The organism is Micromonospora sp. CNZ295, assembly GCF_004217535.1.
On record NZ_SHKZ01000001.1, the window covers coordinates 4,362,686 to 4,382,548 of the forward strand.

Here is a 19,863-nt window from a genome sequence, read left to right on the forward strand (position 1 = left end):
GTGCCGTTCCGTCCGGGCAATCGGAGCGGCCCTTCTTCGCACGGTCGTCGAAGCGCTTCACCAACGTCCGGGCCGACACCGCGCGCATCCCAGCACGCGACGCTGCTCGCTCCGCCACTCGTCGAAGCGCTTCGACTCACGGCGGCGGGCGAGCCACGGAAGGCCCACCATGACCGACAGCATCGCCCCGCCCCGGGTCTGTCTCGACGACCTGCTCCGCAACCTCAGCCTGCCGGAGAAGATCGGCCTGCTGCACCAGTGGCAGGCACCCGTCCCCCGGCTCGGCCTGCCCCCGTTCCGTACCGGCACCGAGGCGCTGCACGGCGTCGCCTGGCTCGGGCGGGCCACCGTCTTCCCGCAGGCCATCGGCCTGGCCAGCACCTGGAACCCCGACCTCGTGCGGGCCGTGGGCGCCGCCGTCGGCCGGGAGGTACGCGCCAAGCACCAGACCGACTCGAGCGTGGGCCTGAACGTGTGGGCGCCGGTGGTCAACCCGCTACGCGACCCACGCTGGGGACGCAACGAGGAAGGCTGGTCCGAGGACCCGGGGTTGACCGGACGCCTCGCCACCGCGTACGCGCACGGACTGCGCGGCGACCACCCCGAGCGGCTGCGCACCGCACCGACGCTCAAGCACTTCCTCGGCTACAACAACGAGACCGATCGCGCCACCACCTCCAGCGACCTGCCGCCGCGGGTGCTGCACGAGTACGAACTGCCGGCCTTCCACGCCCCCCTCGCCGCCGGGGCGGCGGTCGCCGTGATGGCCTCGTACAACCGGGTCAACGGGGTGCCCGCGCACCTGTCCCCGCTGATCGCCGACGAACTGCGCCGCCTCGCGCCCGACGTGCTGGTCGTCGGCGACGCCGGAGCGGTCAGCAACATCGCCGGCGTGCAGGCCCACCTGCCCGACCACGTGAGCGGTTTCGCCGCCGCCCTGCTCGCCGGGATCGACAGCTTCACCGAGGACGACGCCGACAGCGCACCCACCGTCGCCCGGATCACCGAGGCCCTCGACCGCGGCCTGGTCGACGTCGCCGACGTCGACCGGGCGGTCCGCCGGATCCTCGCCGTCCGGCTGCGCCTCGGCGACCTCGACCCGCCCGGTTCCGACCCGTTCGCCGGGGTCTCCCCCGACGTGATCGACTGCACCGCCCACCGCGGGCTGGCCCGGGAGGCGGCCCGCCAGTCCGTGGTGCTGCTGCACAACGACGCCCTGCTCCCCCTCGACCCCCGGATGCGGGTGGCGGTGCTCGGCCCGCTCGCCGACACCGTCCACACCGACTGGTACAGCGGCACCCCGCCGTACGCGGTCACCCTGGGCGAGGCGCTGGCCGGGCGGCTGCCGGCGGTGACCACCCATCCCGGCGCCGACCGGATCGCGCTGCACCTCGGCGATCGGGCGGTCGGCTGCCCCGACACCCCCGACGGGGGGCCGCTCACACTCGGCGGGGCGGCCGCCTGGTTCGACGTGTTCGACTGGGGCCGCGACACCGTCGCGCTGCGCGCCGTCGGCAACGGGCGGCACGTCGGCGCCACCGACGAGGGCGATCTCGTCAACGACCGTCCCGGCCCGGGCGGCTGGGTGGTCAGCGAGACGTTCCGCTTCCAGCACCGTCCGGACGGGACCGTCCTGCTGCACCACCTGGCCACCGGCCGGTTCGTCACGGTCGACGGCGACGGACGGCTGCGCGTCGACGGCGACCCCGGCACGGCCGCCGCCTTCACCGTCGAGCTGCTCGTCGACGGGCCGGCCGAGGCCGCCGCCCTGGCCGCCGACGCCGACGTGGCCGTGGTGGCGCTGGGCAACCATCCGATGGTCAACGGGCGGGAGACCGAGGACCGCGTCGACCTGGCCCTGCCGGCCGGCCAGGAGCAGCTGCTGCGGGCGGTGCGGGCCGCCAATCCGCGTACCGTCCTGGTCCTCACCAGCAGCTACCCGTACGCGGTGGGCTGGGCGCGGGAGCACCTGCCGGCCGCGCTGTGGTCGGCGCACGGCGGCCAGGAGCACGGCGCCGCCCTCGCCGACGTGCTCCTCGGTGACGCCGACCCGGCCGGGCGACTCACCCAGACCTGGTACGCCGACGCCGCCGACCTGCCCGACCTGCTCGACTACGACGTCATCGGCGCGGACGCCACCTACCTGTACCACCGCGGCGAGCCCCTTTACCCGTTCGGCCACGGCCTCAGCTACGCCCGTTTCGAGTACGCCGACCTGCGGCTCAGCACGGACACGGCGGCGCCCGACGAGGAGGTCGAGGTGAGCGTCGACGTCACCAACACCGGCGCCCGCGCCGGCGTCGAGGTCGTGCAGCTCTACACCCGGCAGCGCCGCAGCCGGGTCAAGCAGCCGTTGCGCCGGCTGCGTGACTTCGCCCGGGTCCCCCTGGATCCGGGGCAGCGGCGCACGGTGACGGTGCGGCTGCGCGTCGACGACCTGGCCTGGTGGGACGAGCGCCGCGCCGGACCGGTCGTCGAGGACGCCACCCACACGCTGATGGTCGGGCGGTCCGCCGGCGACATCCGCCTCCTCGGCTGCCTGCGGGTGCGGGGCGGGCGGCCGTGACGGTCGGTCGGGGGCGGCGCGGGCCGGCGCAGCCCACGATCGTCGACGTGGCCCGGCACGCCGGGGTCGCGGTCAGCACCGTGTCGTACGTGCTCAGCGGCAAGCGGGCGATCTCGGCGGTGACCCGGGACCGGGTGCTGGCGAGTGTCCGGCTGCTCGGCTACCACCCGCACGCCGGTGCCCGGGCCCTGGCCAGCCGCCGGGCGAACGTGATCGCTCTGGTGCTGCCGCTGCGCTCGGGCATCCAGGTGCCGGTGGTGATGCAGTTCGCGACCGCCGTGGTGACCTCGGCCCGCCGCCACGACCACGACGTGCTGCTGTTGACCTCCGACGAGGGTCCGGCCGGGCTGCGGCGCATCGCCGCCGGCGCGCTGGTCGACGGCATCCTGGTGATGGACGTGGAACTCGACGATCCCCGGGTGCCGCTGCTGCGGGAGTTGGACCGGCCCAGCGTCCTGATCGGAGTGCCCGCCGACACCGCCGAGCTGACCTGCGTCGACCTGGACTTCGAACGGGCCGGCGGGGTGTGCGTCGAGCACCTGGCCGGGCTGGGACACCGGCGGGTCGCGCTGCTCGGCGCACCGGCGGCCGTGTACCGCAGGGGCACCGGCTTCGCGCACCGTACCCGCGCCGGAGTCACCCGCACCGCCGGCGACCACGGGGTCGAGGTGGTGAGCGTGCCCTGCGAGGAGGGTGCCGCCGACGTGCGGCGGACGGTGCTGAACCTGCTCGACCGCCAGCCCGGCGTCACCGGCCTGGTGGTGCAGAACGAGTCGGCGGTCGGGCCGGCGCTGGCGGCGCTGGCCGGTCGCGGCCGGCGGGTCCCGCACGACGTGTCGGTGGTGGCGATCTGCCCGGACCAGTTCGCCGTGCAGGCCACCCCGATGCTCACCAGCGTGCCGGTGCCGGCCGAGGAGATCGGCCGGCAGGCGGTGTCGCTGCTCATGCGCAAGCTGGCCGGCGAGACGGTGCCGGCGACGACGCTGCTGGCGCCCCGGCTGACGGTGCGCGACAGCACCGCCGCCCCGGCCGGGGCGGCGCGGTGACGCCGGAGCTGCCGGCCTCCGCGCACCGCATCGTCGACACCGCCCCCGCCGCCGGCTGGGAGGACGCGTTCCTGTCCGGCAACGGCGAGTACGGGATCATGGTGTGCGGCGACCCGTACGCGGAACGGATCATCTGCAACCACCACCGGTACGTGCTGCCCAACGGAACCCGGCAGGCCCGCCCGCCCGAGTTGGCCGGCCTGCTGCCCCGGATCCGGGAGCTGGTCCTCGCCGGCCGGCGGGCCGAGGCGGGCCGGCTGCTCGCCGGGGACGGGGCGCTGCGCTGGACGCAGTCGTACCATCCGGGTTTCGCGCTGACCGTCGACGCCGCCCGGCGACCGGTCCGCGACTACCGGCGCTCGACCGACTTCACCACCGGCGAGGTGACCGTCGCCTGGTCCGGCGGCCGGCGGCGGTCGTTCGTCTCCCGCGCCGACCGGCTGGTGGTGACCGAGCTGGACCTCGGTGCGTGCACCGTCGGCGCCACCGGTGAGCTGCCGGGACGGCCGGCCGGGGTGCGCTACGCCACCGTCGCGTACCGCGCCGGTGGCCGGGTGTTCCTGCGGGTACGCGGCCGCTATCCGGACGGCTCCGGCGGTGCATACGGCTTCGAGGGTCTGACCCTGGTCCACGGTGACGCGGAGCCGGCCGGCGACCGGCTGCTGGTGCGCGGGCGGGCGTTGCTGACCACCGTGCTGGACCGGGTCGACAGCCCGCGGTGGCGCACCGGTGAGCTGGCCGGGCGGCTGACCGCCGCCGGGGCCGACTACGCCGGCCTGCTCGACCGGCACCGGCCCCGGCACGCCGGCCCGTACCGGCGGGTGAGCCTGGACCTCGGCGTGCCGGACGCCGACCGGGGCCTGCCGGTCGGCGAGCTGCTCGCCCGGCAGGCCGCCACCCCGGACCGGCTCGACCCGGCGCTGCTGGAGCGGCTGTTCCACGCGGGACGGTACCTGCTGTTCTCCGCCAGCGGGGTGCTGCCGCCCCGGCTGACCGGGCTGTGGCTGGGGTCCTGGGACGCCGCCTGGGCGGGTGACTTCACCACCGACGCCAACCTGAACCTGCAACTGGCCGGCGCGAACCTCGGCGCGCTGCCGGAGGTCACCGCGGCGCACGCCCGGCTGGTCCGCGACCAGGTCGACGACTGGCGGCGCAACGCCCGCGCGATCTACGGGGTGGCCGGCCTGCTGGCGCCCAGCCGCACCGACGGCGAGCACGGGCACCTGTTCCACCAGCACCCGCAGTGGCCGTTCGCGGCCTGGCTGCCCGGCGCGCACTGGCTGCTGTTCCCCCTGTACGAGCACCACCTGGTCACCGGTGACCCGCTCGGCGAGGTGGCGGGCTGGCTGGTGGAGGTCGCGGAGTTCTTCGCCGGGATCCTCACCGTCACCGGTGCGGACGGGCGGCTGGTGATCGTGCCGTCGTACTCGGCGGAGACCGGGCCGCTGGACGACGGCGGCCGGCCGGTGCCGGCGGCCGTGAACGCCACCATGGACATCGCCGCCGCGCGGCACGCGCTGACCGTCGCCGGCGAGCTGACCGGCGAGGACCGGTGGGCGGCCCTGGCCGCGCGGCTGCCCGATCACCTCGTCGACGGGCGCGGGGCCCTGGCCGAGTGGGCGTGGCCCGGCTACCGCCCCGACGACGACCACCGGCATGTCAGCCACCTCTACCCGGTGTGGCCGTTGGACGAGATCAACCCGGATGACACTCCCGACCTGGCGGCGGCCGCGCACCGGGCGCTCACGGTGCGCGGCGACGAGGACCGGTCGGCACACGGCAGCCTGCACCGGGCCCTCGCGGCGGCGCGGTTGCGCGACGGCGACCTGGTCGCGGCCAACCTGCGCAAGGTCGTGTGCGTCGACCTGTTCTTCCGGTCGCTGATGAGCGCGCACAACCCGGGCCGGGTCACCTACAACGCCGACGCCGCGCACGCCCTGCCGGCGGTGCTGATCGAGGCGCTCGTGCACGCCCGCCGCGACGTGCTGCGGCTGCTGCCGGCGCTGCCGGCGGACCTGCGCCGGGGCCGGCTGCGCGGGGTGCGGCTGCCGGGGCGGCTCACCGTGGCGGAGCTGGCCTGGGACGCGCGGCGCATCGGCGTACGCCTGGTCTCGGCCGTCGACCGGCGGATGCGGGTGGTCGCGCCGGACGGGCACACGCAGGTGGACCTGTCCGCCGGGGTGCCGGCGGAGCTGACCTTCGACCGGCGGTGAGGTGCCGCGGCGGGCCGGTGGGCCCGCCGCGGCTGTGTTCACCCGCTGGTCAGGGGGCCAGCACGGTGAAGCGGAATCCGGCGCTCTGGCGACGGCGCAGCGGAATGTCGCACTTGATCCGGCGCAGCACCTCCTGCCTGCTGAGGCCGAGCCCGTGCGCGATGAGCCGTTCCGGGCGCACCGGTACCGGATCGGCGAAGGCGACCGCCACCTGGACCGGCCACGCCTCGCCCAGCGGGGCCGACGGGGCGTCCAGCCGCCAGGCCCCCGCCCAGTCCAGCGTGAAGCGGCCGCGCCGGGCGAGCGACGGGTCCAGCAGACAGGACGCCACCAGTGCCGGGTCGTTGACGTGGTAGCCGTGCAGCTGGGCCGGGTCGAGGGAGCTGACCGGCGCTCGCTCGTGCACCGTTAGTTTCCTCGTCCGGTCGCAGGACACGCAGCGGACCAGCAGCCACACGTCCAGCAGTTTGCCGTTGGCGTTGACGCGGAACCTGCCCTGCCCGGCGGTGGCCGACCCCGACCGGCAGTCCACGCACCGCAATGACAGCAGCGGCAACCTGGTCCGGCGGACGACCCAGGGCAGCACGATATGAGGTTGTGAAGACATGATCTCTCTCTGGACCTGACACGGGCCGTTTACGCGCGGCCGCGAACGCTGGAGCACCGGGCGCGACAGGGCAGCCCGGCAGAGCCGACGGGAGCGTCGGCTTCCGGTGAGCGGGGGTGTCAGGTCTAGAGAGCAGGCGGGGTCACGCGGTCTTGTCCTCTGTCTTCACTACGAGGGGCGCCGGCAACGTACGCGGCCGCGGCCGCAGGGCTCAACGGGTTTTTCGGCCGAGGCTCCCGTCAGCCCGGGCTCAGGACGCAGAACACGTTCCCCTCCGGGTCGGCCAGGACCGTCCACGGGACGCCGCCCTGGCCCACGTCGGCGGGTGCCGCACCGAGATCCTGCAGGCGCGCGACCAGCTCCGCCTGATGGGCCGCCGAGGTGGTGGCCAGGTCGAGGTGCACGCGGTACTTCACCGTCTCGGGGTCCGGGACGGTGACCACATCGACGCGGACGGCGACGGGGTCCGGGTAGACGAAGCCCGCCGGTTCGACGTTGGTGACTCCGGGTGCCTCGCTGGAGCTGCCCCAGCCGAGCGCCTCGGCCCAGAACCGGCCGAGGGCTGAGTCGTCCCGTGCCTTGAAGTTCACCTGAACCAGACGCAACGCCATGCCGCCCAACCTACGTCCGGCCCGGATGCGGCGCACTGGGGTGCGGCGCCGGTTGCCGGTGCGCGGTTGCGCGAGCGGCGGCGGCCGGCCCGTACCGGGTCAGCCGGCGGCGTCGTGGTGCCGGCGGACCATTCCGGCGGCCAGGGGTGCGCCGTCCAGGTCCCCGGCGGCGATCCGGCCGGCCACGGTACGCCGGACCAGCCGGTCGGCGAGGGCCGGCGCGTGCCGGGCCAGGGCCAGCTCGATGCGCCCCCGGGTGGTGGTGGCCACGTCCCGGGGCGCCCGCCGGGCGGTGGCCGCCGTCAGGATCGCCGCGACCACCCCGTGCACCGGTTCCAGCCGGGAGACGCCGCTCAGGGAGAGACCGGCCGCGGCGGTGCTGTCGTGGATCGGCGAGGCGACCATGCTCGGGTAGACGACGCTGACTCCCACGTGGGTGCCGACCTCGTGGCGCAGCGCATCGGCGTACGCGACGAGCGCCCGCTTGCTGACCCCGTACGCGGCGGCGAGCGGCAGCGGCAGCAGCGCCATCCGGCTGGCCACGAACACCACCCGGCCGCGGGCGGCCTCCAGCGCGGGCACGGCGGCGGCGGTGGTCCGCCACGCGGCCAGCAGGTTCACCTCCAGTTGCTGGCGGACGACCTCGTCGGGTGGCAGCTCGGCCGGGGCGGGGCCGCCGACCCCCGCGTTGTTGACCAGCAGGTCGAGCCCGCCGAGCCGGTCGACCGCCGCGGCGACGGCGGCGGGCACCGCCTGCGGGTCGGTCAGGTCGCAGCCGAGCACGGGCACGTCCACCCCGTCGAGGGGGCGCAGGTCGAGGCCGACGACCCGGGCGCCGGCACCGGTCAGCGCCGCGCACAGGTGCCCGCCGAAGGTGCCGCGGGCGCCGGTGACCAGCACCCGCCGCCCGGTCAGGTCACGCGCCCGCCGGCCGGTCCGCCCGCCGCCGGCCGCGTTCGCCGGACGGCCGCCGCCGGCGGTCGGGCCACCGCCGGTCGCCCCCGCCGGGCCGCTGCCGGCGGTGCTCACCGGGCCGCCGCCGGGTGCGCCGCCGGCCGGGTCCGGCCGGTCCCCCGGGCGGCCCGGCGGGCTCCCCGGAGGAGTTCCCGCCGCAGCTGGGCCAGGTAGCGGTCGAAGTCGACCCGCATGGCGGGCCGCCGCTCGCCCCACCGGTCGCGCGCGGCCCGCAGCTCGGCGGCGATGTGGGCCCGCTGGACCGGCGGCGGGGGCAGGGCGTACGTCCCGGCGAGCTGGGCGGCGACCAGCTTGGCCTGCGCCTCGACCAGCGGGAACGCCGCCCCGGTGGACTGCATCAGGCCGACGAACGCCAGGCCGGGCGCGTCGGGGTGGAACACGTGCCGGTACAGCGGCAGCGCCTCGGCGCCGTCGCCGAGCAGCGCCGGGTCGAGGAACGGCACGTCGACCTGGTAGCCGGTGCACCAGACGACCAGGTCGACCTCGTCGGTGCGCCCGTCGGTGAAGGTGACCCGGTGGCCGTCGAGACCGGCGACGCCGGGGCGCGGCTCGATCTCGCCGTGGCTGAGCCGGGACAGCAGCCCGTCGGAGAGGGTGGGGTGGTCCTGCAGGAACCCGTGCGCCGGTGCGGGCAGCCCGTACCGGCTGGGCGGCCCCACGGTGGCGGTGAGCAGCGCCTGGGTGACGCGCTGGCGCAGCCGCCAGGGCAGCCGCCGGGCCAGTGCCCCGTTGAGGGTGTCCGACGGGCGGCCGAGCAGGTGCTTGGGCACGACCCACACGCCCCGGCGCAGCGACAGCAGGGTGCGCGCGGCGGTGTACGAGGCGTCGACGGCGATGTCCATCGCGGAGTTGCCACCGCCCACCACCAGGACCCGCCGGCCGGCGAGCTGCTCGGGCCCGCGGTAGGCGTGGCTGTGCAGCTGCCGCGCCGCGCAACTGCCCGGGTACTCGGGCAGCGGCTTGGGCACCCGGTTGTGGCCGTTGGCGACGACGACCGCGGCGACGCTGACCCGCGTGGGCCCGTCCGGGCCGTCGGCGTGCACCGTCCACCGGCCACCGGGCTCCGGCACGACCCGGTCGACGGTGTGCCGCAGCCGCACGTGCCGGTGCAGCCCGAACCGGTCGGCGTAGTCGGCGAGCCACCCGGCGACGCGGGTGTGGTCGGGGTAGTCCGGCCAGTCCGCGGGCATGGGGTGGTCGGCGAACTCGGTGCGGGTGCGGCTGGTGTTCAGGTGCAGGGTGCGGTACGCGGGCGAGCCGGCCGACCCGTACACCCACAGGCCACCGACCCGGTCGCCGGCGTCGAACGCCACGGCGGGCACGCCGGCGTCGGCGAGCGCCTTGAGGGTGGCCAGTCCGGCCGCGCCGGCGCCGACGACCGCGACGGTGGGCTGCATGCCGACTCCTCCGCTTAATCCAACGATCGTTGGATAATGCCGGTGTCCCCGGTCGGCGTCAAGGGCTCGCCGGGCCGTAGAGGGCGTCGAGGAACCAGTGCACGAAGGCCCGGAACTCGCGCCGCTCCCGCGCCCCCGAGCCGACCCCCGCGGCGAGCGCGGTGACGTGCCCGTGCACCGCCCACACCAGGCTGCGCACAGTCACCTGCGGGGTCGGCTCGACCAGCGCCCCGGCCGCGGCCGCCGCGGCCAGCAGGTCGACGACCAGCGCGTACAGCGGCGCCGAGTAGCGGGCGTCCAACTCGGCGTGCCGCTGCGGCTCGAGCCAGCGCCGCAGCCACAGCGCGGTGGTCTCCGGACGGGTCTCGAGGAAGTCGACGAAGACGTCGACCAGATCGTGCAGGGCGGCGAGGGCCTTCTCCGGCCCGGCCGCCAGGGCCTGCCGGGACCGCTCGGCGGCCGCCTGGAGCACCTGCCGCTCGGCGGTGAACACCCGGGCGAAGCAGGCGTCGTAGAGCTGCGCCTTCGTACCGGCGTGGTGGGCGACCGTGGCCACGTCGACACCGGCCGCGGCGGCGACCTCCCGCAGCCCGACGGCGTCGAAGCCGCGCTGCGCGAACAGCGCGGTCGCCGCGGCGATGACCCGCTCGCGGGTCGGTGGCGCGTCGGCGCGGCGGGGCCGGCCCGGCCGCCGGCGGGGCGTGGTCATGCCCGCCATTGTGCCCCTACAATCCAGCATCCGTTGGATTGAGGTGGGCCGACGCGCCCGGAACGGGAGGCCCGCGATGACCGCTGCGGCCCGGCAGCACACCGACACCGTCGTCGTCCTGCCCCGCGGGCCCCTGGTCGGCTTCGCCACCGGCTCGGTCGGGATGGGCGTCTGGGTGACGGTGCCCGGCCTCCTGCTGCTGTACTTCCTCACCGACGTCCTCGCCGTCACCCCGTGGCTGGCCGGCCTGGCGCTGCTGCTGCCCAAGGTCGCCGACGTGCTGCTGCACCCGTGGGTCGGCCACCGCTGCGACATCGAACAGGCCCGCCGCGGCGACCGCCGCCGGTTGCTGCTGGTCGGCTGCGCCCTGCCGGCCGCGTTCGCGGCCCTGTTCGCCGTGCCCGCCGGCCTGACCGGCGCCCCGGCCGCCGCCTGGGTGGCGGTCGCCTTCGTCGCCGGCAACCTGCTGTTCGCCGCCTACCAGGTCCCCTACCTCGCCACGCCCGCGGACCTGCGGATCGGCTACGACGAGCGGACCCGCCTGATGGCGTTCCGGATGGTGGTGCTCACCCTCGGCATCCTGGTCTCCGGGCTGCTGGCGCCGCTGCTGGCCGGCGGCGACGACGCCACCCGCGACGGCTACCAGCGGATGGGCCTGCTGCTCGGGGCCGGGATGCTGGTGACCATGCTGGTCGGGGTCGCCGGCATCGCCCGGCTGCGCCGGGCCGCCGACGCCGCGGCGACCGACCACGCCGGCGGGTGGCGCGCCCTGGCGGCGGCGCTGCGCGACCGGCAGTTCCGCTTCCTGGTCGTCGCCTACCTGGCGATGTCCACCACCACGCACCTGGTGCTGGCCGGCGTGCCCTACTACGCCGCGTACGAGCTGGGCCGCCCGGGCCTGACCACGGTCCTGGTGGCCGCGTTCGTCGCACCGGCGCTGCTGGTGACGCCGGCCTGGCTGGCGGTGGCCCGCCGGGTCGGCAAGCAGCGCGCCCTGCTCGCCGCGCAGGGCGCGTTCGCCGCCGGCTCGCTGGTCCTCGCGGTCGGCGCCCCGGCCGGCCTACCGGTCCTGGTCGCGGCCGTGGCGGTGCTGGGGGTGGCGTTCGCCGGCATGCAGCTGCTGCCGTTCTCGATGGTTCCGGACGTCATCCGCGCCGCCGGCGGGTCGGCCGGGGCGGGCACCTACACCGGGGTGTGGACCGCCACCGAGGCGACCGGGGCGGCGCTGGGGCCGTGGGCGTACTCGTTGTGCCTGGCCGCCGGCGGGTTCGTGGCCTCCACCGCCGGCACGACGGTGACCCAGTCGGCCGCCGCGCTGGACGCGATCCGCTGGGGCTTCGGGCTGCTGCCGGCCGCCCTGATGCTGGCGGCGGTGCTGGTGCAGCGCCGCTACACCCTCGACCGGACCGCCCGCACCCCGACCTGACCGACCTGCACCCCCAGCGATCGTCGAGCGTGCGCTGGTTGCATCGCCGCGGCCGGTCGGGCCGGGAGCCACCGGCCCGACCGGCATGGGCACCGGTCAGTGGGGCCGCGCCCTGGGGGAGGAGCAGACATGGACAGACGACGCCTCATCACGCTCGGGGGGCTGGCGGTGGGAGGCGCCCTCCTGCCCGGCTGCGCGGCGCCCGCCACCGGCGGCGACCACGCGGGCCACGGCGACCACTCCGGGCCGGGCGGCGCGGCTGCCGGCGCGACGGCGGGCGGGCCGTTCACCGTCGCGCTGCCGGTGCCGCCGGTGCTGAAGCCGACCGCGGTGCTCGGCGGCATCGAGGTGTACGACGTGTCGGTGCGGCACACCACGACGGAGATCCTGCCCGGGGTGTCGACGCCGGTGCTCGGGTACAACGGCCAGTTCGTCGGACCCACCATCCGCGCCCGGTGCGGCCGGCCGGCGGTGGTGCGGGTGCGCAACGAACTGCACCACCCGACCAATGTGCACCTGCACGGCGGGTACGTGCCCGCGACCAGCGACGGGCACCCGATGGACGTGATCGCGCCGGGGAGCCGGCGCGCCTACCACTACCCGAACCGGCAGCGCGGGGCGACGCTGTGGTACCACGACCACAGCCACCACATGGAGGCCGAGCACGTCTACCGCGGCCTGCACGGCTTCTACCTGGTCGAGGACCCGGCCGAGCGGGACCTGCGGCTGCCCTCGGGCCGCTACGACGTGCCGATCCTGCTGCGCGACGCGCAGCTCGCCGAGGACGGCACGCTGGTGTTCGACCCGTCACCGAACATGGACCGGAGCACGATCCTGGCCAACGGCAAGGCGCAGCCGGTGCTGGCGGTGGCCGCCCGCCGGTACCGGCTGCGGCTGCTCAACGCCTCCGCGCACCGGATCTTCCAGCTGCGGCTGTCCGGCGCGGACCTGGTGCAGGTTGGCACCGACGGGGGGCTGCTGCCCGCGCCGGTGCCGCGCGCCGCACTGAAGCTCACCCCGGCCGAACGCGCCGACGTCGTCGTGGACTTCGGCGGGCTCCCGGTCGGCAGCCGCGTCGTCCTGCAGGACACCTCGGGCCCGGTGCTCGCCTTCGACGTGGTCCGCCGGGCCGACGACGACAGCCGGCTGCCCGACCGGCTGCGCGCCCTGCCGGCGCTGCCCCCGGCCACCACGGTCCGTGACGTGGCGTTGAGCTTCAACCCCGGCTCGACCACGTTCACGATCAACGGGCAGGTCTTCGACGCCGGCCGCGTCGACGCCCGGATCCCGCGGGGCAGCACCGAGATCTGGCGGATCACCAACAAGGACACCGCGTTCGGCATCGACCACAACTTCCACCTGCACCTGGTGCAGTTCCGGGTGCTCGACCGCGACGGCGTGCCGCCGCCGCCCGGCGAGGCCGGCCTGAAGGACACGGTCGCGGTGCCGCCCGGCTCGACGGTGCGGGTGCAGGCCACCTTCACCGGCTACCCCGGCCGCTACGTCTACCACTGCCACTTCCTGGAGCACTCGCAGGTCGGCATGATGGCGCAGTTCGAGGTGGTGTGAGAGCGACCCGCCGGCCCGGCCGCGGCGGGACCGGGCCGGCGGGTCGGCACTAGACTTCCCGTCCCATGGACGAGCAGGCCACCGGCACCGACACCCGTCCCTGTGCCCACTGTGGACGGGAGGTGCCGCAGCGCGTCGGCGCGGGCCGGCCGTTCCGCTACTGCCGGGACAACGACGGCGCCTGCCAGCGGGCCGCCCGCAACAGCCGGATGCGCCACCGCACCGCCCCCGGCCTGCCCGGCCAGGTGGCCCGCACCTGGGAGGCGGTGGACCGGCTCGACCAGATCGTGGAGACCCTCACCGAGGCCCTGCACGCCGAGCTGTCGCCGGTCGGGGTGGAGCGGCAGCTGGCCCAGGCGCGCGCTGAGGCCGCCGCGCAGGTGGCGGCCGCCAACACCGAACGCGACGAGGCGCGCCGCGACGCCGAGGACGCCGCCGCGGGCGCCGCCCGCGCCCGGGAGGCGGCCCGGGTGGCCGCGGCCGAGCGGGACGCCGCCCGGGCCGACGCGGGCCGCGCCGCCGAGGCGGCCGCCACCGCCGCCGAGCGGGCCGAGGCGGCCGAACGGGCCCGCGACGCGGCCCGCCGGGACGCCGGCGCCGCCGAGGCGCTGCGCGCCCAGGCGGAACGCGACCGCGACACGGCGCGCGCGAAGCTGCGTACCGTCACCGCGGAGCTGGCCGCCGAGCGTCGCCGCGCCGCCGACCTGACCGCCGCGTCGGACGCCGCTCGGGCCGACGCCGACCGGGCCGCCCGCACCGCGGCCGAGGCCGTCGACGCCGCGCAACGCCACCGAGCCGAAGCCGAGCAGGCCCGCGCCGCCGCCGACTCGGCCGCCCGCACCGCGGCCGAGGCCGTCGACGCCGCGCGACGCCACCGCGTCGAGGCCGAGCGGGCCCGCGCCGACGCGCAGCGGGCCCGCGCCGAGGCGGCGGCGGCGACGCAGGCGCGCGACGTGGCCGTCGCCGACCGGGACCGGGCCGACGCGGAACGCCGGCAGGCGACGGCGGACACCGAACGGGCCCGCGCGGACGCGGTGGCCCTCGCCGAGGCCCGCGAGGCGCTGCGCGCGGAACTGGCCGCCGCCCGGCGGGCCGCGGCCGCCGCCGAGGGCCGGCTGGAGGAGCTGACGGTACGGTTGCGCGCCGCGGAGACCGACCGGGACGAGGCGCACCGGCGCGTCGCGCAGCTCGCCGACCAGGTCGGGCAACTGGCCGCCGCCCTGGCCCGCCGGGAAGCGGCGACGCCGGCCGGCTGACCGTGCGGCCGGGCGGTTCGGTCCGCGGGCCGCGGTCGCCTCGCCCGCGGTGGCGCAGGCTTCCCGCGTGCTGGACGCGGGGCGGCGCGGCCCGACCGCCGTGCGGGACGATGGTGCGATGGGGAAAACGTACGAACGCATCGATGGTCGGCTGCGCACCTTCATCGAGGACCAGCCGATGTTCTTCACCGCGACCGCGCCGCTGGCCGCCGACGGCACGATCAACCTGTCCCCGAAGGGGCTGCGGGGGTCGTGGGCCGTCCTCGACGAGTTCACCGTGGCCTACCTGGACTTCGCGGGCAGCAACGCCGAGACCGTCGCGCACCTGCGGGAGAACGGCCGGATCACGCTGATGTGGTGCGCGTTCGCCGGCCCGCCCAACATCGTGCGGGTGCACGGCCGCGGCGAGCCGGTGTTCCGTGACGACCCGCGCTGGCCGGAGCTGACCGGGCACTTCCCGGACGTCGACACCGCCGTGCACGGGCTGCGGGCGATCGTCGTGGTGCGGGCCGAGCTGATCCGCGACACCTGTGGCTACGCGGTGCCGTTCATGACCTACGACGGCGACCGGGACCTGCACGCGCGGCGGTTCGGCCGGGAGGACGACGCGTCGCTGGACGCGTACTTCACCGGCAAGCCGCACGTGGCCACCAGCATCGACGGTCTACCCGGCCTGCCGCTGCCCCTGCCGCCGACCCCGAAGGTGTGACGCGGCCGCCCGGCGCGTCACCGGCCACGCCGCGACCTGCGCCGTCGCCGGGCGCTACCATCCCCGTGACAGCGGAGACACACCACCCTCGCGGCCCGGCCGGGGCGACCCCGCCGGGCGCTCGTCATGGCCGGCTACCCTTGTTGCGGCCCGCCCGGCGGCACCGGGCGGGAATGGCCCGGCGGGCACCGACCGTTACACCGTACAGACCTGCACCACGAACGAGGGGAAGACGATCATGGGCGAGCGTATGCTGCGCGGAAGCCGTCTGGGGGCGGTCAGCTACGAGTCCGACCGCAACACGGAGCTCGCGCCTCGTCAGACCCGCGAGTACCTGTGCGCCAAGGGCCACCAGTTCGAGGTGCCGTTCGCCGTCGACGCCGAGGTCCCCACGACCTGGGAGTGCAAGTTCGACGGCAGTGTCGCCCGGCTGGTCGACGGCAGCGAGCCGGAGCAGAAGAAGGCCAAGCCGCCGCGTACCCACTGGGACATGCTGCTGGAGCGGCGCTCGATCGCCGAGCTGGAGGACATCCTCGCCGAGCGGCTGCAGGAGGTCCGCACCCGACGCGGCCGCGCCTGACGCGAACCGACGTGCAACGCCCCCGGGGGTCCCCCGGGGGCGTTGTCGTGCCGTCTGCGCCGCACGTCAGTTCTGCCGGGGTTCGACGATCTCCCCCTCGATGGCCCGCCCGCCGTCGACCACGGTCGGCTCGGCCGGCGACGGCTGCGGCGCGCCCCGACGCACCCGCACCCGGCGCGGCCCGAACAGGTCACCGGCCACCATCGACGACACCCGCCGCTCGGCGGCCCGGCGCACCCCGGAACGGGCCAGACCCCGCAGCGGCGGCACCAGCAGCAGCAGGCCCACCGCGCCGCTGAGCAGGCCCGGGGTGGCCAGCAACAGCGCGCCGATCAGGCCGACGAGGCCGTCGGTGACCTGCGGGCCCGGCGGCTGCCCGGCCTCCGCGGCGGCCCGGAAGCCCCGCCACGCGCGCATCCCCTCCCGGCGCAGCAGCACCATGCCCAGCAGCGACGCCGCGAACACCGCCAGCACCGCCACACCGAACCCGGCGGCGCGGCCCACGGCCACGAACACCGCCAGCTCCGCCACCACCGCCAGCAGCAGAGCCAACGGTACGAACCTCAGTCCTCGGCGCATCCTCACCTCACCCACCCGGTCACGGCGCCCGTGATGCCCGTTGCACCGCCTGTGCCGCGGCTCAGGGGGCGCGTCGTCCCGCCCGTCCAGCATGACACGCCCCCGCCGCCGGCCGGGCCGTCCGCCTCGCCCTACGGCCAGCGGACCTGTCCGGTGGGCGTGCCGTGCAGGCCCCGCCGCACCGCCGTACGCCGGTCGGCCACCGCCCACCCGGTGATCCGCCACAACGCCTCCGCGACGATCAGTGGGCTCATCTTGCTGTCCCCGCGTTCCCGCTCGGCGAACGTGATCGGCACCTCCACGATCCGCACACCGGCCCGGTGGGCGAGGCGGGACAGCTCCACCTGGAACGAGTACCCCTGCGAGCACACCGACCCCAGGTCGAGGGCGTCCAGGGCGCTGAGCCGGTACACCCGGTACCCGCCGGTGGCGTCCGACACCGGCATCCCGAGGGCCAGCCGCGCGTACAGGTTGCCGCAGCGCGACAGCAGCAGCCGCCGCAGCGGCCAGTTGAGCACCCGGGCCCCGCGGGTCCACCGGGAGCCGATCACCACGTCGGCGTCGCGGGCGGCGGCCAGCAGCGCCGGCAGGTCCTCGGGGGCGTGCGAGCCGTCGGCGTCCATCTCCACCACGGCGTCGTAGCCGCGCTCGCGCGCCCACCCGAAGCCCGCCAGGTACGCGGCGCCCAGGCCCTGCTTGCCCTCGCGGTGCAGCACGTGCACCTGCGGGTCGGCGGCGGCGATCGTGTCGGCGAGCGCCCCGGTGCCGTCGGGGCTGTTGTCGTCGGCGACGAGGACGTGCACGGCCGGCGCGGCCCGGCGCACCCGGTCCACGATCTGCGTCAGGTTGTCGGCCTCGTTGTAGGTCGGGATCACCACGAGCACCCGTCCCACCCCGGGGTGACCGGTCTCGTCGCCCACCGTCTCCATCCCCCTTCACCGGCGTACCGGGTCGCGGGCGCCGCCGTGGCGGCGTCAGGCGGCCGTGGCGGCCGTGTCCGCCGGCGCGGCGCGGGCCCGCCGGCGCCGCACCGCGGCGGCGGCCAGCGCCGCCACCGCGAGGGCGGTCAGCGCCACCTCCGGCCACAGCCCGGCCCGGGTGGCGAGCGTACGCCCGTCGGCGAGGTCCAGCTGCCGCACCACGACCGCGCGGGTGTTGAACCCGGTGGCATCGCTTACCCGCCCGTCCGGGGCGACGAACCCGGACACGCCGACCGTGGAGGCCATCAGCGCCGGGCGGCCGTGCTCGACCGCCCGCAGCCGCACCATGGCCAGCTGCTGGCGGGCCTCGGCCACGTCGAAGGTGGCGTTGTTGGTCTGCACCACCAGCAGCTGCGCCCCGCCGGTGACGGTGTCGCGGACCACCTCGTCGTAGGCGACCTCGAAGCAGATGACGTCGCCGAGCACGGCCGGCCCGGTACGCAGCACGCCCGGTGTGGCACCGGGCACGAAGTCGGCCCGGACCCGGTCGACCTGCTTGCTGACCATGCGCGCCAGGTCCCGCAACGGCACGTACTCGGCGAACGGCACCGGATGCCGCTTCGTGTACAGCTGGTCCAGATCCGGGCCGGTTCCCGGCCGCCACAGCAGCCCCGCGTTACGCACCTGTCCCGGGCCGGGACCGCGCAGCACCGCCCCGACGAGGATCGGCGCGCCGATCGCGTCGGCCGCGCTCTGGATCCGCCCGCCGGCGGCGGCGTCGCGCAGCGGGTCGATGTCGCTGGAGTTCTCCGGCCACACCACCAGGTCGGGGCGCGGCCGGGCGCCGGCGGCGACCTGCGCGGCGAGCTCGACGGTGGCGTCGACGTGGTTGTTGAGCACCGCCTGCCGCTGGGCGTTGAAGTCCAGCCCGAGGCGCGGCACGTTGCCCTGCACGATCGCCACGGTCACCGCGTCCCCGCCGCCGGCCGGTCCGACCGGCACGAGCAGCCCGGCGGCCGGAACGGCCAGCGCGCCGGCGGTCAGCGCGGCCACCGGCGCCCACCGGCGGCCACGCGTCGCGTAGCCGCCCCAGCCGGCGGCCACCAGGAACCCGCCGGTCAGCGCGACCGCGAAGGTGACCAGCGGCGCCCCGCCCAGCGCGGCCAGCCGCAGCAGGGGCGAGTCGTCCTGGCTGAACGCCAGCCGCCCCCACGGGAACCCACCGAACGGGGTGCGGTCGCGCAGCGCCTCCTGGGCCACCCACAGCACCCCGGTCAGCGCCGGCCACGCCCAGCGGGCCCGGTCGGCCAGCGGCGACACCCAGGCGCCGGCGGCGCCCAGCAGCGCCAGGTAGCCGGCCTGCAGCAGCGACAGCAGCACCCACGGCAGGTAGCCGGTGTGCAGGTTGGTCCAGCTCAGCATCGGCGCGAACAGCGCCACCCCGGCCAGGAACCCGAGGCCGGCGCCGGCGCGCAGCCGCCGCCGGTGCACCGCCGCGGCCAGCAGCGCCACGCCCACCGGTGCCAGCGGCCACACCCCGTACGGCGGGAACGCGACAAGCATCGCCACGCCGGCGGCGAGGGCCGCCGCCACCGCGACGGGCAGCGGCAACGGGCGGCCCGGCGCCGCGGCCGGCCGCGGCCGGGCGGTCGGCTCCTGCATCGTCTCCACGGCCGTCACCGGCACCTCACCACGATCACGCGCCGAAGGCTACCCGCCGGCCGCCCGGCAACCGGCGTCCGGTGTGCCGCCGACCGTCCCGTACCCGCCGCTGGTGAGGTATTTCAGCCCGGAGTCCACCAGGAGCGTGACGACGGTCGCCGCCGGGCCGAGCGCACGGCCCACGGCGATCGCCGCGACGACGTTGGCCCCGGACGAGGTGCCGGCGAACAGGCCCTCCTCCCGGGCGAGCCGCCGGGCCATGGCCTCGGCGTCGCCGGTGGGCACGGCGACGACCTCGTCGACCAGGTCCGGGTCCCACATCGGGGGCCGGTAGCCGATCCCGATGCCCTCGATCCGGTGGGCGCCCGGGTCGCCGCCGGACAGCACCGCCGACTCGGCCGGCTCGACGGCGACGATCCGGACTCCCGGGTGGCGCCGGCGCAGCTCGCCGCCCGCCCCGCGCAGCGCCGCCGCGGTGCCGACCGCCTGGACGAACGCGTCGACGCGCCCGCCGGTCTGCTCGCCGATCTCGGCGCCCATCGGCCGGTAGCCGGCGATGCTGTCGACGTTGGTCAACTGGTCGGTCCAGTACCCGCCGGTCCGGTCGCTGATCGCCCGGGCGGCGGCGATCATGTCCTCGATCAGCGTCTTGGTGATCAACCGGCCCGGGGCGGGGATGACGGTCAGCTGCGCCCCGTACGCCCGCATCTGCCGCAGCTTGTCGTCGCTGAACGCGTCGGAGGTGACGATCCGCGTCCGGTACCCGCGCACCGCGCCCACCAGCGCCAGGGACGCTCCGGTGCTGCCGCCGGTGTACTCGACGACGGTGCCGCCGTCGGGCAGCCGGCCGTCGGCGGCGGCCCGGCCGATCATCGCCTGCGCCATGCGGTCCTTCATGCTGCCGGTGGGGTTGGTTCCCTCCACCTTGACCAGGATGCGGGCGCAGCCGGCCGGCACCACCCGCGCCAGCGGCACCAGCGGGGTGCGGCCGATCGTGTCGAGCACTGTCATGCCCCGATCCTCGGCCCGCCACCGGCC

Annotated in this window: 16 protein-coding genes and 1 pseudogene; 8 read left to right on the plus strand and 9 right to left on the minus strand. The window is 76.4% G+C overall.

Features of this window, described 5'->3' with window-relative positions:
* Window positions 1-169: 169 nt before the first annotated feature.
* The 3 genes from EV376_RS20400 to EV376_RS20410 are packed head-to-tail and all read left to right on the plus strand — an operon-like array spanning window position 170 to window position 5,825.
* On the plus strand, window positions 170-2,566 hold the full coding sequence (locus tag EV376_RS20400; protein ID WP_130325585.1) for a glycoside hydrolase family 3 C-terminal domain-containing protein: 2,397 nt from the start codon (window positions 170-172) through the stop codon (window positions 2,564-2,566).
* Entirely contained in the window at window positions 2,563-3,612 is a 1,050-nt protein-coding gene (locus EV376_RS20405; RefSeq protein ID WP_130325587.1) for a LacI family DNA-binding transcriptional regulator, read from the plus strand. The genes EV376_RS20400 and EV376_RS20405 overlap by 4 nt, the downstream gene beginning before the upstream one ends.
* Window positions 3,609-5,825: a glycoside hydrolase family 95 protein gene (locus tag EV376_RS20410; RefSeq protein ID WP_486482721.1), complete on the plus strand. Its 2,217-nt coding sequence runs from the start codon at window positions 3,609-3,611 to the stop codon at window positions 5,823-5,825. Before EV376_RS20405 ends, EV376_RS20410 begins: the two co-directional genes overlap by 4 nt.
* 49 nt (window positions 5,826-5,874) lie before the next feature.
* On the opposite strand, the gene EV376_RS20415 is transcribed toward EV376_RS20410, so the two are convergent.
* The 5 genes from EV376_RS20415 to EV376_RS20435 form a co-directional block, all read right to left on the minus strand.
* On the minus strand, window positions 5,875-6,411 hold the full coding sequence (locus EV376_RS20415) for a DUF1062 domain-containing protein (RefSeq protein WP_486482722.1): 537 nt from the start codon (window positions 6,409-6,411) through the stop codon (window positions 5,875-5,877).
* Window positions 6,412-6,671: 260 nt separating this feature from the next.
* Complete coding sequence (locus EV376_RS20420) at window positions 6,672-7,043, minus strand: VOC family protein (RefSeq protein WP_207228235.1); 372 nt, start codon at window positions 7,041-7,043, stop codon at window positions 6,672-6,674.
* 99 nt (window positions 7,044-7,142) lie between these two features.
* On the minus strand, window positions 7,143-7,958 hold the full coding sequence (locus EV376_RS20425) for an SDR family NAD(P)-dependent oxidoreductase (RefSeq protein WP_130328770.1): 816 nt from the start codon (window positions 7,956-7,958) through the stop codon (window positions 7,143-7,145).
* A gap of 110 nt (window positions 7,959-8,068) precedes the next feature.
* On the minus strand, window positions 8,069-9,415 hold the full coding sequence (locus EV376_RS20430; protein WP_130325591.1) for an NAD(P)-binding domain-containing protein: 1,347 nt from the start codon (window positions 9,413-9,415) through the stop codon (window positions 8,069-8,071).
* A 58-nt stretch (window positions 9,416-9,473) separates the two neighbouring features.
* Window positions 9,474-10,124: a TetR family transcriptional regulator gene (locus EV376_RS20435; protein ID WP_130325593.1), complete on the minus strand. Its 651-nt coding sequence runs from the start codon at window positions 10,122-10,124 to the stop codon at window positions 9,474-9,476.
* Window positions 10,125-10,200: 76 nt separating this feature from the next.
* Between EV376_RS20435 and EV376_RS20440 the strand changes: the two genes are divergently transcribed.
* The 5 genes from EV376_RS20440 to EV376_RS20460 all read left to right on the plus strand — a co-directional run bounded on the left by EV376_RS20440 (window position 10,201) and on the right by EV376_RS20460 (window position 15,664).
* Entirely contained in the window at window positions 10,201-11,550 is a 1,350-nt protein-coding gene (locus EV376_RS20440) for an MFS transporter (protein WP_130325595.1), read from the plus strand.
* A 129-nt stretch (window positions 11,551-11,679) separates the two neighbouring features.
* A complete protein-coding gene (locus EV376_RS20445; RefSeq protein WP_130325597.1) occupies window positions 11,680-13,119 on the plus strand; it encodes a multicopper oxidase family protein in 1,440 nt (479 codons plus the stop codon).
* A gap of 65 nt (window positions 13,120-13,184) precedes the next feature.
* On the plus strand, window positions 13,185-14,375 hold the full coding sequence (locus EV376_RS20450) for a hypothetical protein (RefSeq protein ID WP_130325599.1): 1,191 nt from the start codon (window positions 13,185-13,187) through the stop codon (window positions 14,373-14,375).
* A gap of 118 nt (window positions 14,376-14,493) precedes the next feature.
* Complete coding sequence (locus EV376_RS20455) at window positions 14,494-15,084, plus strand: pyridoxamine 5'-phosphate oxidase family protein (RefSeq protein WP_130325601.1); 591 nt, start codon at window positions 14,494-14,496, stop codon at window positions 15,082-15,084.
* Window positions 15,085-15,322: 238 nt separating this feature from the next.
* Window positions 15,323-15,664 (plus strand): RNA polymerase-binding protein RbpA, encoded by a 342-nt coding sequence (locus tag EV376_RS20460; RefSeq protein WP_046564157.1) that lies wholly within the window; start codon window positions 15,323-15,325, stop codon window positions 15,662-15,664.
* Window positions 15,665-15,730: 66 nt separating this feature from the next.
* On the opposite strand, the gene EV376_RS20465 is transcribed toward EV376_RS20460, so the two are convergent.
* The 4 genes and pseudogenes from EV376_RS20465 to EV376_RS20480 form a co-directional block, all read right to left on the minus strand.
* The gene (locus EV376_RS20465) at window positions 15,731-16,243 is read right to left on the minus strand and encodes an FxsA family protein (RefSeq protein ID WP_130325603.1); all 513 of its coding nucleotides are present in this window, start codon (window positions 16,241-16,243) and stop codon (window positions 15,731-15,733) included.
* A 131-nt stretch (window positions 16,244-16,374) separates the two neighbouring features.
* A complete protein-coding gene (locus EV376_RS20470) occupies window positions 16,375-17,163 on the minus strand; it encodes a polyprenol monophosphomannose synthase (RefSeq protein WP_130325605.1) in 789 nt (262 codons plus the stop codon).
* A 54-nt stretch (window positions 17,164-17,217) separates the two neighbouring features.
* Window positions 17,218-18,863 (minus strand): annotated as a pseudogene (gene lnt / locus EV376_RS20475) (apolipoprotein N-acyltransferase).
* A 10-nt stretch (window positions 18,864-18,873) separates the two neighbouring features.
* Complete coding sequence (locus tag EV376_RS20480) at window positions 18,874-19,836, minus strand: cysteine synthase family protein (protein WP_130325607.1); 963 nt, start codon at window positions 19,834-19,836, stop codon at window positions 18,874-18,876.
* Window positions 19,837-19,863: the final 27 nt, after the last annotated feature.

Excerpts from the sequence above, each read along its gene's own strand:
- EV376_RS20400 (WP_130325585.1), top strand. The coding sequence starts at position 170 with ATGACCGACAGCATCGCCCCGCCCCGGGTCTGTCTCGACGACCTGCTC.
- EV376_RS20420 (WP_207228235.1), bottom strand. The coding sequence starts at position 7,043 with ATGGCGTTGCGTCTGGTTCAGGTGAACTTCAAGGCACGGGACGACTCA.
- EV376_RS20430 (WP_130325591.1), bottom strand. The coding sequence starts at position 9,415 with ATGCAGCCCACCGTCGCGGTCGTCGGCGCCGGCGCGGCCGGACTGGCC.
- EV376_RS20435 (WP_130325593.1), bottom strand. The coding sequence starts at position 10,124 with ATGACCACGCCCCGCCGGCGGCCGGGCCGGCCCCGCCGCGCCGACGCG.
- EV376_RS20440 (WP_130325595.1), top strand. The coding sequence starts at position 10,201 with ATGACCGCTGCGGCCCGGCAGCACACCGACACCGTCGTCGTCCTGCCC.
- EV376_RS20445 (WP_130325597.1), top strand. The coding sequence starts at position 11,680 with ATGGACAGACGACGCCTCATCACGCTCGGGGGGCTGGCGGTGGGAGGC.
- EV376_RS20450 (WP_130325599.1), top strand. The coding sequence starts at position 13,185 with ATGGACGAGCAGGCCACCGGCACCGACACCCGTCCCTGTGCCCACTGT.
- EV376_RS20455 (WP_130325601.1), top strand. The coding sequence starts at position 14,494 with ATGGGGAAAACGTACGAACGCATCGATGGTCGGCTGCGCACCTTCATC.
- EV376_RS20460 (WP_046564157.1), top strand. The coding sequence starts at position 15,323 with ATGGGCGAGCGTATGCTGCGCGGAAGCCGTCTGGGGGCGGTCAGCTAC.
- EV376_RS20465 (WP_130325603.1), bottom strand. The coding sequence starts at position 16,243 with ATGCGCCGAGGACTGAGGTTCGTACCGTTGGCTCTGCTGCTGGCGGTG.
- EV376_RS20480 (WP_130325607.1), bottom strand. The coding sequence starts at position 19,836 with ATGACAGTGCTCGACACGATCGGCCGCACCCCGCTGGTGCCGCTGGCG.